Origin of the sequence: Empedobacter sp. UBA7620 (genome assembly GCF_002484185.1) — a bacterium.
Lineage (GTDB): Bacteria > Bacteroidota > Bacteroidia > Flavobacteriales > Weeksellaceae > Empedobacter > Empedobacter falsenii_C.
Genome location: NZ_DLJI01000053.1, coordinates 146,114 through 160,567, shown reverse-complemented (window position 1 = coordinate 160,567; position 14,454 = coordinate 146,114). Strand labels below are relative to the sequence as shown.

The 14,454-nt window shown below is 32.8% G+C and carries 11 protein-coding genes; 4 read left to right on the top strand and 7 right to left on the bottom strand.

Annotation, left to right across the window (positions count from 1 at the left end; genetic code table 11):
• Window positions 1-3 precede the first annotated feature (3 nt).
• The 5 genes from ccoG to B2217_RS14025 form a co-directional block, all read right to left on the bottom strand.
• Window positions 4-1,485, bottom strand: coding sequence for a cytochrome c oxidase accessory protein CcoG (gene ccoG, locus B2217_RS14045; protein ID WP_114997966.1), 1,482 nt, complete (start codon window positions 1,483-1,485; stop codon window positions 4-6).
• 103 nt (window positions 1,486-1,588) lie between these two features.
• The gene (locus B2217_RS14040) at window positions 1,589-2,536 is read right to left on the bottom strand and encodes a cbb3-type cytochrome c oxidase N-terminal domain-containing protein (protein ID WP_280051210.1); all 948 of its coding nucleotides are present in this window, start codon (window positions 2,534-2,536) and stop codon (window positions 1,589-1,591) included.
• Between the two features lie 196 nt (window positions 2,537-2,732).
• The gene (gene ccoO, locus B2217_RS14035) at window positions 2,733-5,000 is read right to left on the bottom strand and encodes a cytochrome-c oxidase, cbb3-type subunit II (RefSeq protein ID WP_180905302.1); all 2,268 of its coding nucleotides are present in this window, start codon (window positions 4,998-5,000) and stop codon (window positions 2,733-2,735) included.
• Window positions 5,000-5,164 (bottom strand): cbb3-type cytochrome oxidase assembly protein CcoS, encoded by a 165-nt coding sequence (gene ccoS, locus B2217_RS14030; RefSeq protein WP_019974626.1) that lies wholly within the window; start codon window positions 5,162-5,164, stop codon window positions 5,000-5,002. The genes ccoO and ccoS overlap by 1 nt, the downstream gene beginning before the upstream one ends.
• A gap of 79 nt (window positions 5,165-5,243) precedes the next feature.
• Complete coding sequence (locus B2217_RS14025) at window positions 5,244-7,640, bottom strand: heavy metal translocating P-type ATPase (protein WP_180905303.1); 2,397 nt, start codon at window positions 7,638-7,640, stop codon at window positions 5,244-5,246.
• A 75-nt stretch (window positions 7,641-7,715) separates the two neighbouring features.
• Between B2217_RS14025 and B2217_RS14020 the strand changes: the two genes are divergently transcribed.
• The gene (locus B2217_RS14020) at window positions 7,716-8,423 is read left to right on the top strand and encodes a Crp/Fnr family transcriptional regulator (RefSeq protein WP_125349884.1); all 708 of its coding nucleotides are present in this window, start codon (window positions 7,716-7,718) and stop codon (window positions 8,421-8,423) included.
• Between the two features lie 57 nt (window positions 8,424-8,480).
• Here B2217_RS14020 and B2217_RS14015 read toward each other — a convergent pair whose 3' ends face one another.
• Both B2217_RS14015 and hflX read right to left on the bottom strand, forming a co-directional pair.
• Window positions 8,481-9,188 carry a DNA alkylation repair protein gene (locus B2217_RS14015; RefSeq protein WP_291049709.1) on the bottom strand — a complete coding sequence of 236 codons (708 nt, stop codon included), beginning with the start codon at window positions 9,186-9,188 and terminating at the stop codon, window positions 8,481-8,483.
• 293 nt (window positions 9,189-9,481) lie between these two features.
• Window positions 9,482-10,705: a GTPase HflX gene (gene hflX / locus B2217_RS14010; RefSeq protein WP_221854272.1), complete on the bottom strand. Its 1,224-nt coding sequence runs from the start codon at window positions 10,703-10,705 to the stop codon at window positions 9,482-9,484.
• A 406-nt stretch (window positions 10,706-11,111) separates the two neighbouring features.
• On the opposite strand from hflX, the gene hisG reads away from it, so the two are divergent.
• The 3 genes from hisG to hisC all read left to right on the top strand — a co-directional run bounded on the left by hisG (window position 11,112) and on the right by hisC (window position 14,452).
• Complete coding sequence (hisG, locus tag B2217_RS14005; RefSeq protein WP_125349882.1) at window positions 11,112-11,969, top strand: ATP phosphoribosyltransferase; 858 nt, start codon at window positions 11,112-11,114, stop codon at window positions 11,967-11,969.
• Between the two features lie 71 nt (window positions 11,970-12,040).
• A complete protein-coding gene (hisD, locus tag B2217_RS14000) occupies window positions 12,041-13,333 on the top strand; it encodes a histidinol dehydrogenase (protein WP_291122922.1) in 1,293 nt (430 codons plus the stop codon).
• Window positions 13,334-13,405: 72 nt separating this feature from the next.
• Entirely contained in the window at window positions 13,406-14,452 is a 1,047-nt protein-coding gene (gene hisC, locus B2217_RS13995) for a histidinol-phosphate transaminase (RefSeq protein ID WP_180905309.1), read from the top strand.
• Window positions 14,453-14,454 lie beyond the last annotated feature (2 nt).

The following is a 14,454-nucleotide window of genomic DNA, read 5'->3' as shown; positions in this document are numbered from 1 at the left end:
TGATTAATATTTGAATGGAGCTGAGAAGCTCGTTTCGTATTTATCGATTACTTTTCCTTTTTGATTAACTAAGCCAATCACTACTTTTTCTTTGTACGATTTAACTTCATCCATTGGAATTTTCAAGAAGAATTTTCCTTGAATGATTTGACCTTTTTCCATGTTCAATTTATTTTCGCCTTCATACATTTCTACTTTTGAGTTTTTGTGTGATAGCAATTGAACAGTTACAATTTGATCTGCATTCGTTTTGTTGTACAATGTATACTCGAATTGATTAACGTAGTATTTTCCTTCTACCTTGTAATCTGTTCCAGGAACTTTAAGGTATTTAGATTCTACATCAGAACGAGAGAACAAGAATGCTGTCATTGCTCCAATTAATAATAATAAGGCAAATGTATAAGCTGCTAAACGTTTCGTGAATTTGAATTTTTCTCCACGTTTAATATCATCTTCAGAAGCATAACGAATCAATCCTGTTGGTAAACCAACTTTTTCCATTACTTCGTCACATGCATCAATACAAGCTGTACAGTTAACACATTCTAATTGGATACCGTTACGAATATCAATTCCAGTTGGACAAACAACTACACATTGACCACAATCTATACAATCTCCTTTTCCTTCTGCTTTACGGTCTTCGTTCTTTTTGAATTTTGCTCGACCAGCTGTTCCTTCACCACGTTTGAAATCATATGTTACATTGATTGTATGTGCATCAATTAATACGCCTTGGAAACGTCCGTAAGGACAAACCAATGTACATGCTTGTTCACGAAACCATGCAAAGATGAAATAGAAAGTAGCTGAGAAGAAAACCAATCCAACTAATGTTCCTACATTTTCTGCAGGACCTTCTTTTATTACATCATACAATGCATCAGCTCCAATAATATAAGCTAGGAATACATTTGCGATAATAAATGAAATGATTGCGAAGATGGTCCATTTCAGTAATTTTTTACGAATTTTTTCTTCGTCCCAATCTTGCTTATCTAATCTTATTTGTTTTGCTCTATCTCCTTCTATGGCGTATTCTATTTTTCGAAAAACCATTTCCAAGAAAATAGTTTGTGGACATACCCATCCACAAAATAAACGACCATAAGCCATGGTGAATAATACGATGAAAATAATTGTCGTGATCATTCCTAAAGCTAAAAGGAAGAAGTCTGATGTAAAAAATGGAAAACCAAATAAAATGAATTGACTGTGCAATACATCAAATTTGAACAATGGATTTCCATTAGGTAATTTAAAGAAAGGCGTTAAGATTAATATTGCTAACAATACATAACTTACATACGTCCTATAATTTGTAAACTTACCTTTTGGTTTTTTAGGGTAAACCCATTTACGCTCTCCTGTTCGCTCCATAGTTCCAATGGAAGTACGTACATCTTCGTTCATTTGGCTGTTTTCATCCAAATAATCGTCTAAATTAAATTCATCTTTTGGGTCAGAATTTTGAACACTCATTATAGTGAATTTTAAATATATACAAATTTACGACTAAAAAAGAAAAGAGAGCTTATAAATAAGCTCTCTTTCAATATGATATTTGTTGTAATTATTCAATCAATTACTTTTGTTTCCATGCTTCCATTAAGTCACCTTGAGGAGCAGCTGCACCTTCTGCAACTGTTTTCGTAGGTTCTTTTTGGTTGATGTAATATACATAAGAAGCTACTTTCTCAATTGCTAATCCAGATAACTCTTTACGTTGTCCAAATGCACGCATTTGAGGATTGTGTGGAGATCCATTATAAACAATGTGATAGATATTTTTGAACAAACTATCTTCTACATGATTCACCCAGTAATCATCCGTTAAGTTTGGTCCAATACCTCCTTTACCACCTTCCATGTGACATTGTGTACAGTTTTGCTCAAAGATTTTTTTACCTTGTTCTACGATTGCAGGATCGTTAGATTTGTTTACAGCTCCTGTGATATCAATATCATTTGCAACTGCCCAAATACTATCTTGCGCATCTTTGTAAACCATTTCTTCTTCGTATTCTTTGTCCATGTGAGCAAAGTCTGTGAAGCTATATGCCATTACGTAAACTACCATAAATACTATACCAAAGTAGAATAATGATAACCACCATTGTGGTAAAGCGTTGTCTAACTCTTTGATTCCGTCAAAACCGTGATCTAAGATAATAGATTCTTCTTCTTCGTCTGATTGTTTTTTACCAGCACTACTGAACAATCTTTTGAAGTAACCTATTTTAGCTTCTTCTAAATATTTAGCTTGTTCATCTTCAGATAATCTTTTGAATTTCTCTGCTTCAACAACTTTGTTTAAAGCATTGATGATTAAAAGCATCACGATTGCAACTGCTAATACTGCCCAGAAAATTCCTTGTGCAAACACATGTTTCAAGTGCTCCAATAAATTGTGCATCATTCCTTGAAAACCTGGTTCTGGCACCACATCTACTGGCGTCACCATTGTAAACGCTAAGATTACTGCTAATAGCGTTAATGGAATAAATATATAAGCCGGGGTACGTTGTCTCATTTTGTATTATTTTTTTCGTTCTCTTCTGGTTCTAAATCTAAAGCTGCTGACTCGCTGTCTTTGTAATACTCTTTCGGTTTTTTCATAACCTTAACAAAAATTGTCACAAAGACTGCTATAAATCCTATTAGGATTAATGTCTGCAATAAAGATGCATACTCATACTGAGAAAGGAATTCTTTATAATATTTTAACATTAGTTACTTGCTGTCTCTACTTGTTCAGCTTTGATATCTGTTCCTAAACGTTGTAAATATGCGATTAACGCTGTAATCTCACGATCTCTTAACGGAACAAACTCTTTACCTTGTTGTTTAGCTTCTGCTTCTTTTTTCGCATATAACTCTTTCAAATCAGACGCATCTTTAAAGATAGTTTGCTCGATTGCTAAAGCTTGTTTGTTCATAGAAACTTGCATACTGTCAAAATCTTCTTGTTGATAAGGAACACCTAATGCAACCATTGATTTCATTTTATCACGCGTTAATTCACGGTCTAATTTATTATCAATTAACCAAGGGTAACGTGGCATGATAGAACCATCTGATGTAGAACGTGGATTCCACATGTGTTTGTAATGCCAAGCGTCTGGGTTTTTACCTCCTTCGCGGTGTAAGTCTGGACCAGTTCTTTTAGAACCCCATAAGAATGGGTGATCGTAAACAAATTCTCCTGCTTTAGAGTATTCACCATAACGTTTTACTTCGTCACGGAACGGACGAACCATTTGTGTGTGACAAGCATTACATCCTTCACGAATATATAAATCACGTCCTTCTAATTCTAACGGAGTATAAGGTTTGATACTTGCGATTGTAGGTACGTTTGATTTTACTACGATTGTAGGAACAATCTCTACTAAACCACCAACAGCTAAAGTTAATACTGCTCCAATTGTCATTACCAATGGAGTTCTCTCAATCCAAGAGTGAACACCTTCTCCTTGTGCACGTGTAGAAGCTTTTGGTGCTAAAGCTGGTGCCTCTGCTTCCTCGTTTGCAACAAAGTGTCCAGATTTTACAGTTTTCCAAACATTGATAATCATTAAGATTGATCCTAATAAATACAATGTTCCACCAAATGCACGTAATGGATATAACCATTTTTTAAGAATAGTAACCGTTTGTAAGAAGTTACCATATTCTAATGTTCCGTCTGCTGCGAATTGTTTCCACATTAAACCTTGTGTCCATCCTGCAACATACATAGGAATTACCCAGAATAAGATACCGAAAGTACCAATCCAGAAGTGAGCATTAGCCATCTTAACAGATGCTAATTTTGTATTGAATAATTTTGGTGCTAAGTAATAGATCATACCAAATGCGATAAATCCATTCCATCCTAAAGTACCTACGTGTACGTGAGCAGGAACCCAGTCTGTAAAGTGACCAATTTTATTCAATGTTTTTGTTGCTAACATTGGACCTTCAAAAGTAGCCATACCATAACAAGTTAAGGCAACTACGAAGAATTTCAAAATAGGATTTTCTCTTACTTTATCCCATGCACCACGTAATGTTAATAAACCATTTAACATACCTCCCCAAGATGGAGCGATTAACATGATAGAGAAACCTGTTCCTAAAGCTTGCGCCCAACCTGGTAATGCTGTATAAAGCAAGTGGTGAGGACCAGCCCAAATATAAATGAAGATTAATGACCAGAAGTGGATAATAGATAATTTGTATGAGAATACAGGTCTATTAGCTGCTTTTGGTACAAAGTAATACATTAATCCTAAGATAGGTGTCGTTAAGAAGAATGCTACGGCGTTGTGCCCATACCACCATTGTACTAACGCATCTTGAACTCCAGAATATAAAGAGTACGATTTTGGAGCTGTTAAACTAAATGTTACTGGGATTTCTAAATTGTTAAACACATGTAACATTGTAATTGCTGCCCAAGTTCCGATATAGAACCAAATTGCAACGTACAAGTGACGTACACGACGCTTAGCAATCGTTAAGAACATTTGTGCTCCAAACAATACCCAAACTAACGCGATTAAAATATCAATTGGCCATTCATGCTCAGCATACTCTTTAGAAGTGTTGTATCCTAAGATAAATGTTACAAATGATAATACAATAAATAATTGCCATCCCCAGAAAACGATCCAGCTTAAAACATCGCTGTACATTCTGGTTTTCAACAACCTTTGCATTGAATAATAAGCTCCAGTAAAGAAAGAGTTCCCAACAAAGGCGAATACCGCAAATGTTGTGTGAATCATTCTTAATCTACCAAAACCAAGTTTTCCTTGCGAATTGATTAATCCTTGAATGTTTCCTCCAATTGTTCCATCATCCGATCCGAAGATGTATTCTGGTAACGTAGGAAAAAACAACAAAGTTGCAACCAATACTCCAAAGAAAAATGCCATAACTGCCCAAAACAATGTGGCATAAAGGAAATACTTTACGATCTTATTGTCGTAACTAAAAGTCTGCATTTGCATTATGAGTCGATTTTATCTTGTGTTTTTTTATCATCTTTTAACATTCTCACCGCTGGAGATTCGTCTTCGTCAAACTGCCCTTTCTTGTACCCTAAAAAGAATAAAAGAAGGAAAATTGCCCCCAAAGAGACACTAACTAATATCATTAATAATAATATCCCCATAGCTCCACAAAATTACAAAGCCCTAAGTTCTTATCACAATGATTTTGGTCAGAGCAGTATGTATAACTCTAATTTAAAATCAATCTAAATTCCATTTTGTTAATTTATCCGCAATTCGGGTACTTGCCGTTGCAAAAATTAACACTGAAATAGAACTTATTGGCATTAATATAGCCGCTACAACTGGCTGTAAATAACCAGAAACAGCAAAACTAAGCCCAACAATATTATACAAGAAACTGATGAAAAAAGCAATTTTTACAAATTTCATCGTAGTCTTCGATAACTTTAAGAAATTTGGAATTGCAGAAAAACTTTTTGCATCCAAAATTCCATCACACGAAGGTGAAAAACTGTTAATATCCTCAGAAATAGAGATTCCAACTGTACTTTGTTTCAAAGCTCCAGCATCATTCAATCCATCTCCAAGCATCATCACTTTCTTCCCATCTTGTTCCAATTGTTTGATGTATTCTAACTTATCAGTTGGCGATTGATTAAAAATCAATTTTGCATTTGTTGGAAAAATAGTTTCTAAATATTCTTTTTCAGAATCATTATCCCCAGACAAAACGTGTAACTGATAAGCATCCAATTCTTTCAATAAACGATCTAAACCTTTTCTATATCGATTGGTGTAAACAAATTTACCAAAAACTTCTTCATTAATTGATATAAATACTTGAGATTGATTTAAAGTATTTTCATTAAAAATAGCATTCGTAAAACTTCTCGAACCAACTTTTATTTGATATCCATCTACATCAGCTTGCTGACCTTTACCTACAATCTCTTCGTAATTAGAAATCGGTAAATGATCATCAACCGTCAACTTCTTATATAATGTACGACTTAACGGGTGATTAGAGTTTCTAATCAATGCTTTCACCAATTGCTTTTGATACTCAGAAAGTTCTTTCCCTTCATATTGCACTTGCGCTTCATCACTTTCCGTAATTGTACCAGTTTTATCAAAAACTACATCTGTAATTTTTTCCATTCTTTCGACTGTAGATGTATTTTTTACATAGAATTTCTTATTACCGAAAATACGCATCATGTGTCCCAAAATAAACGGAGAAGACAAACCTAACGCACAAGGGCAAGCGATAATTAAGATTGATGTAACAACTTCTAATATTTTTGAAGAATCGTGGAAATACCAATAAACAGCAGAAATTGCTGTAATAATAAGGATGATTAATGTGAAATAATGACTGATTTTATTCGTCAAAGCATTCAACTCAGATTCTTCTTTCTGGAAAGCATCATTGTTCCATAATTGGGTTAAATAACTTTGATTAACATCCGAAATAATTTCCAACTCAATTGCATGACCAGATTGTTTTCCTCCAGCAAATATTTTATCTCCAGCTTTTTTCTGAATCAAGCGAGATTCTCCCGTCACAAACGAGTTATCAATCATCGCTTCACCTTTCATCAAAATAGCATCGGCTGGAATAATTTCTTCATTTCTAATTAAAATTCGATCACCTTTTTTCAAATCAGCTAACAAAATTGGTTGTTCGTAACCATTTTCTAATTTCGCAACTGCAATTGGATAAAACGATTTGTAATCTCGATCAAATGCCAACGCTTGCATTGTTTGTTGCTGAAACCATTTCCCTGTCAACATCAAAAATAGAAGCATCGCTAATGTATCAAAGTAACCTGGCGAAATATCGAAAATGATATCATAGGTCGATTTGAACATAATCACAATAATTCCTAACGCAATAGGTACATCGATATTGATATATTTATTTTTCAGACCTTGCCAAGCCGAAACAAAATAATCGGTAGATGAATAAAAGAAAACAGGCAACGATAACGCGAACATTGTCCAACGGAAATATCCTTTGTTTTGATCTAACCATTGTTCTTTTACATTACCAAAAACTTCGACATATTCTGGAAACGATAAAAGCATAATATTCCCAAAACAGAATCCTGCAATTACCAATTTGCTCACCAAAGAACGATCGACTTTACTTTTTTTCTTTTTGTCTAATGTTTTTAGATTAATCGAAGGTTTATAGCCTAAATTTGTAATAAATCTTGCCAAATCACCTAATTTCAAATCCGCATCACGATACGTAATCTGAACAGTTTTTTGCGTAAAATTGACATTAGAAGATATAATATTTGGATTAATCGTATCCAAACTTTCTAACAACCAAACACACGAAGTACAGTGCATTACAGGCACGTAAAAGGAGACAACTGTAACGCCGTCATCTGAAAAATCGACAACTTTATCAAAGATTTCTTTTGTGTTTAAGAAATCAAATTGATGATTACTTTTTCCATCAGGACGCAAACCTGCATTACGATTAAGGTCGTAATAATCTTTTAGATTATTTACGTTTAAAATCTCGTAAACCGTTTTACAACCCTGACAACAAAAATCCTTTTCATCGAACTGAATAACCTCTTCTTCAATTCGTTGACCACAGTGAAAACAATTCTCTTCCATACTATTTTACAAAATTACTTTCCTTTTATCAGAATTAACGTTAACTTTGTATGAATTAAGTCATAACAACAAGATATGTCAGAGTTTAATGAGAATGTAGTATCGATTAAAGCGATGTTTGATAACCCAGAGTCTTTCGGGGTTTTTAGTAAGGAAGAATTATTGGAGTTTGAGCAAGAAAAGAAAATCATCAACCTAAAAAAAGGAGACGAAATTATACAAGAAGGTCATACACCAAAAGGTATATATTGCGTCATGAAAGGAACTGCTAAGTTGTTCAAAATTGGTTTTAATGGAAAAGAGCAAATTCTACGTTTTATCAACGAAGGTGACATTATCGGTTATCGCTCAATCTTAAGTCAAGAAGTTTTTGGTGCATCTGCAACTGCAATGACGCCAGTTGAAATATATTATATTCCAGAAAAATTCTTCTTAAAATTATTAGAAGTTAATCCAAAATTAGCTTTCAATATTTTACAAAGAATTGCAAAAGATTTGGGAGAATATGCAAGAACAATCACTTATTTAGCACAAAAAACAGTTCGCGAACGTTTGGCTGAAGTTTTAATTTTATTAGAAGGAAAATTAGGAACAGACAAAGACGGATTTATCAACATTTCGTTGACACGCGAAGAAATGGCAAATTTGATTGGAACAGCGACAGAATCTGCAATTCGTTTGATTTCTGAATTCAAAACTGATGAATTAATCGAAGTTGAAGGAAGAAAAATAAAAGTTTTAGATCATCAAAAGTTGACGAAATTAGGTCATGTTATTTTGTAAGAATTTATTCTTGATATAAAATCAAAAGTCGCTCGTTGAGCGACTTTTTTATGCAAACTATTTCAATTTCATATAATAATCTTTGAGAATTGGATCAATTTTTTCGAGCGCATATCTCAACGTTGTTCTTGGCATTTGCAACGTATATTCGTCCAAAAACTCAATCAACTTTTCTTCATTCATTTTTCCCATTTCACGCAACATCCAACCATTTGCTTTATGCATTAAATCGTGTGAATGATTAAGATTTTTCAACACAATTTCAGGAACAATTGAAAATGATTTTTGTTTGATAAAATACATAGTTGATACAGTTGCGATTCGTTTTTCCCACAAATCATCTGAATCTGCCAATTCAAAAAGCAATTCTTCTCGTTTTTGATGAAAACAATAATGTCCCAAAATTTTATAACAACTTGTGTCAACCAAATCCCAATTGTTGATTTGAGAAGTTTGAGCAAGATAAAAATCGATGATATCTTTTCTTACAAGTTCATCTTTTGATTTTTCGTACTTCAAGACCAATATCAATAAAGCTGTTAATCTATATTCGTGAATATTGGAATTCAATAAATTTTTGATGTCATTTAATGAAACTTGTTGATAAAATTCTTTCGCAATCAAACGTTGATTCGGAACAGAAATCCCAAGAAGAATATCTCCTTCACCATATTCTCCTTTTCCAGTTTTGAAAAAACGCATCATAATCTTCGCTTTATCATCGTCCGCTAAATCTTGTAAAGTTGATTTTAATTGCTCTATCATATTTTATCAATTAGATTTTGAAGTTAACAAAAAAAGAGTCCAAAAACTGAACTCTTATTTATTTTAAAATATTAAATATAAATTTAATAACTTTAATGCAAACTTACATTTATGAATTTCAAACACAAGCCTCTAATATTCTTCTTCTTCCTGATTATAATAATCAATGGTCTTATAAAGTTGTATAATAATTTTCCTGAAAATTCAATGGGTCTTTATATTCAAATTGGATTATTATTTATGGTTATATTAATTCTAATTTTTAATCTTAAAAAATCTAAAAATTAAAACTATTACTCTTCCGAATCATTTTCTTCCTCATCGTAATATTGAAAAAGGAAATTATTATAAGGAAAACGTTTCATGTGAATTTCTTTCACTTCTTCATAAACCGTTTTTCGCAAATCTTCTAAATTATCTTTTTCCGTTGCCGAAATAAACAATGTCGGATAATCTGTTTTCGCCATCCACGTACGTTTCCAATCTTCTAACGAATAATTTTCAAATTTCTTTTCAGACAAATCATCTTCATCTTGTTTGATATAAGAAAAATTATCAATTTTATTGAAAACCATAATCGTTGGTTTTTCTTTCGACTCTATTTCAGCTAAAATTTGATTCACAGAATTCACATGATCCTCAAAACTCGCATGCGAAATATCCACAACATGGACCAACAAATCCGCTTCACGAACCTCATCTAATGTAGATTTAAACGATTCTACCAATTGTGTTGGCAACTTGCGAATAAACCCAACCGTATCCGTTAATAAGAAAGGTAAATTACCAATTACCACTTTTCGAACCGTTGTATCTAATGTTGCAAATAATTTATTTTCGGCAAAAACTTCGGACTTCGATAAGACATTCATCAACGTTGATTTCCCAACATTTGTGTACCCAACCAACGCAACGCGTACCAATGCTCCTCGATTTTTACGTTGAGTCGCCATTTGCTTATCGATTCCTTTCAATTTCTCTTTCAATAACGTAATTCGATCACGAATAATACGTCTATCCGTTTCAATTTCCGTTTCACCAGGACCACGCATACCAATTCCTCCACGTTGACGCTCTAAGTGTGTCCACATTCGTGTTAATCGTGGTAATAAATATTGGTATTGAGCCAATTCTACCTGCGTACGTGCATATGAAGTTTGCGCTCGTTGAGCAAAAATATCTAAAATCAATTGTGTACGGTCGATGATTTTTTTGTTGACAACTTTCTCAATATTTTTCAACTGAGAAGGCGTTAATTCATCATCAAAAATAACTGTATCAATATCATATTCTTCGACAAAAGCCGTGATTTCATCTAATTTCCCGCTTCCTACAAAGAATTTAGAATCAGGTTTGTCCATTCTTTGTGTAAAACGTTCTCCAACTGTCGCTCCAGCTGTATAAGCTAAGAACTCCAATTCGTCCATATATTCCGTCAGTTTTTCTTCGGATTGTTCACGTGTAATCAATCCAACTAAAACTACTTTTTCGTATTGTGCTTCTTGTTTTTCTAACATATATTACTGCAAAAATAAAAGAAAGTTTTGGATGTAACCGAACTTTCTATAAAATATTGAGAATTAATCAAATCAATAAAACTCAATAAATATTTGAGTTCTTTTGGATAAAAATAGAAAAAAATAAGGTTTTCATAATTAATAACAAGTTTATTTACTAATTTTCAAAAAATCTATTGTCAATTAAAATTTCCTTTCTACATTTGTTCCGACAAAAAAGTAAAAATGTACAAAAATAAATTACATCATCATCACCATCATACTTGCACTCAAGCGAGCAGATAGTGGTATGTAATGATTTTATCACAATATCTAAATCCCGTTTGAGTAAATCGAACGGGATTTTTTGTTACTTCAAGATTTAATCATCGATTTACTCAAACTTAAAAAATATAAAACATTAAAAATGAGTAAATTAAAAATAGCCATTCAGAAAAGTGGTCGATTAAGTGAAAAATCACTCGAATTATTGAAAGATTGCGGAATTAAAATTTCTACAAGTAATCGAAAATTAAGAACCGAATCTCCAAATTTCCCTATCGAAGTTTTATTCTTACGAGACGACGATATTTCACAATATGTAGAACAAGGCGTTGCTGACATCGGTATTTTAGGAGAAAATGAAGTTTGGGAAAAAGATAAAAATGTCACTCAAATTCGTCAATTAGGATTCGCAGGTTGTAAACTTTGTTTAGCTATTCCGAAAGATGAAGCTTATACAGATTTAAGTTATTTTCAAGACAAAAAAATTGCCACTTCTTATCCACGTATTTTACAAAAATTTTTCCAAGAAAAAGGTATCAACGTTAAGATTGAAGAAATTGGTGGAAGCGTAGAAATTGCTCCAAGTATCGGTTTGGCAAATGCTATTTTTGACATCGTTTCTACAGGTTCAACATTATTAACAAATGGTTTGAAACAAGTGGAAACAGTGGTTGAATCACAAGCAGTTTTAATTTCTAACAAAAATCTCGACAATGAAAAACAAGCAATTGTAGATCGTCTTTTATTTAGAATTGAAGCGGTAAAACAATCTTCTGAGAACAAATATATTTTATTAAACGCGCCCAACGAAAAGTTAGAAGAAATCATTGCTTTGTTACCCGGAATGAAATCTCCAACAGTTTTACCACTTGCCGAAAAAGGTTGGTCATCAATCCACACTGTAATTAAAGAAGATACTTTTTGGGACATCATCGAGCAATTGAAAGCTTTGGGTGCGGAAGGAATTTTAGTACTAGAAATTGAAAAAATGATTTTATAATTTTTGATTGACGATTTACAATTTACGATTGAATCGTAATTCGTAATTCTAAAATCGTAATTCGTAACAAAATGCAAACATATATCAAACCTCAACTTTCAGATTGGTCTACGTTAACAGCTCGACCAACGAAAGAAGCACAAGATTTACAAGAAATAGTTTTAGATATTTTTGGAAAAATTCAAACCGAGAAAGATCAAGCTTTAATTGATTTTACAGAAAAATTTGATCAAGTTAAGCTAACTTCTTTAGAAGTTTCTACTCAAGAAATTGAAGAAGCAAAAACTTTAATTTCTGAAGAATTAAAAGGAGCAATTCAATTAGCAGCTTCTAATATTGAGAAGTTTCACACTGAACAACGTGAAGAAGTAAAAGTTATTGAAACCACAAAAGGAGTAAATTGTTGGAGAGAATCTCGCGGTATCGAAAATGTTGGAATTTATATTCCAGGTGGAACAGCTCCGTTATTTTCTACAACTTTAATGTTAGGAATTCCTGCTAAATTAGCTGGTTGCCAAAATATTATTTTATGTACACCTCCAAATAAAGAAGGAAAAATTCACCCTGCAATTTTATATACAGCAAATTTAATTGGAATTGAGAAGATTTATAAAGTTGGCGGAATCCAAGCTATTGGTGCGTTAACTTTTGGTACAGAAACAATACAAAAAGTTGATAAAATTTTTGGACCGGGAAATCAATATGTAACCGCTGCCAAACAAGTGGCTCAAAATTTTGGAGTTGCTATTGATATGCCTGCTGGTCCAAGTGAAGTTTTAGTCATTGCAGATGGAACCTCAGTTCCTAAATATGTCGCAGCTGATTTATTATCGCAAGCCGAACACGGAATAGATTCACAAGTGATTTTATTAACAACTAACGAGCAAACGTTGAACGAAACTATTGTTGAAATTAATGCTCAATTAGAACTTCTACCAAGAAAAGAATTAGCGGCTAAAGCTTTAGAAAATTCGAGAGGAATCGTGTTAAATTCTATCGAAGAATGTGTGAATTTTTCTAATATTTATGCACCAGAACATCTAATTTTTGCTTGCAAAACGGCTGAAAGTTATATCGAAAAAATTATTAATGCAGGCTCTGTTTTCTTAGGAAATTATTCGTGCGAATCCGCTGGAGATTATGCATCAGGAACTAATCACACTTTACCAACCAATGGTTATGCAAAGAATTATTCTGGAGTTTCCTTTGATAGTTTTATCAAGAAAATCACGTTTCAGAAATTAACTGCTGAAGGAATTCAAAATATCGGTCCAGCTATTGAATTAATGGCCGAAGCCGAAGAATTATTTGCACACAAAAATGCGGTAACGCTACGTTTGTTAGACTTAAGATCTAAGGCGTAAGTCACAAAGAATAATTCAAAAGTATTAAATAAACAAAATCTTAAGTCTTAGAACTTAAACCTTATAACTAAAATGAATTCATTTAATATAAATAATCTCATTCGTCCCAACGTAAAAGCGATGAAAGCATATTCATCTGCTCGTGACGAATTTCAAGAAATAAATGACAATTTCGTTTTCTTAGATGCGAACGAAAATCCCTTCAATAATGGATTGAATCGTTATCCAGATCCTTTGCAACGCAATGTAAAATCGATTTTAAGTAAAATCAAAAACTTTCCTGCAAATCAGATTTTATTAGGAAATGGAAGTGATGAAGTTTTAGATTTAATTTTCCGTGCATTTTGCGAACCGAATCAAGATAATGTTATTGCGATTTCTCCTTCTTATGGGATGTACGGAGTTTTAGCTAATCTGAATGCAATTGAATACCGAAAATCTTTATTAAATGAAGAAGATTTTCAACCGAATATCAAAGATGTTTTCTCGAAAGTGGATGATAAAACGAAAATGATTTTCTTGTGTTCTCCGAACAATCCAACTGGAGAAATCATCAAAAGAGAATCTATTTTAGAAATTGTAAATCGTTTCAATGGTTTAGTCATTATCGACGAAGCTTATGTTGATTTCGCTAGAGAAACGTCTTGGATTGAAGAAACAAAAAATTATCCAAATGTAATTGTCACACAAACTTTGTCAAAAGCAGTTGGTTTGGCCGGAATCCGTTTAGGAATTTTGTATGCTTCACAAGAAATTGTTGATGTTTTAAACAAGATTAAACCGCCTTATAATATTAATCAATTAACGCAATTAAAAGCGATTGAAATTTTAAGCGATTACGATAAAGTGGTAGCTGTAACAAATACTATTATTCAACAAAAAGAAGTTTTAGAAAATGCTTTAACTGAGATTTCATTTGTAGAGAAAATATATCCAAGCGATGCCAATTTCATTTTAATTAAAGTAGATAATGCGAACGAACGTTACAATCAATTGGTTGAAAAAGGAATTGTTATTCGTAATCGAAACAACGATGATTTATGTCAAAATTGTTTGAGAATCACAGTTGGAACGGAACTTGAAAATCAGAAATTAATACAAACACTTAAAATAATATAACT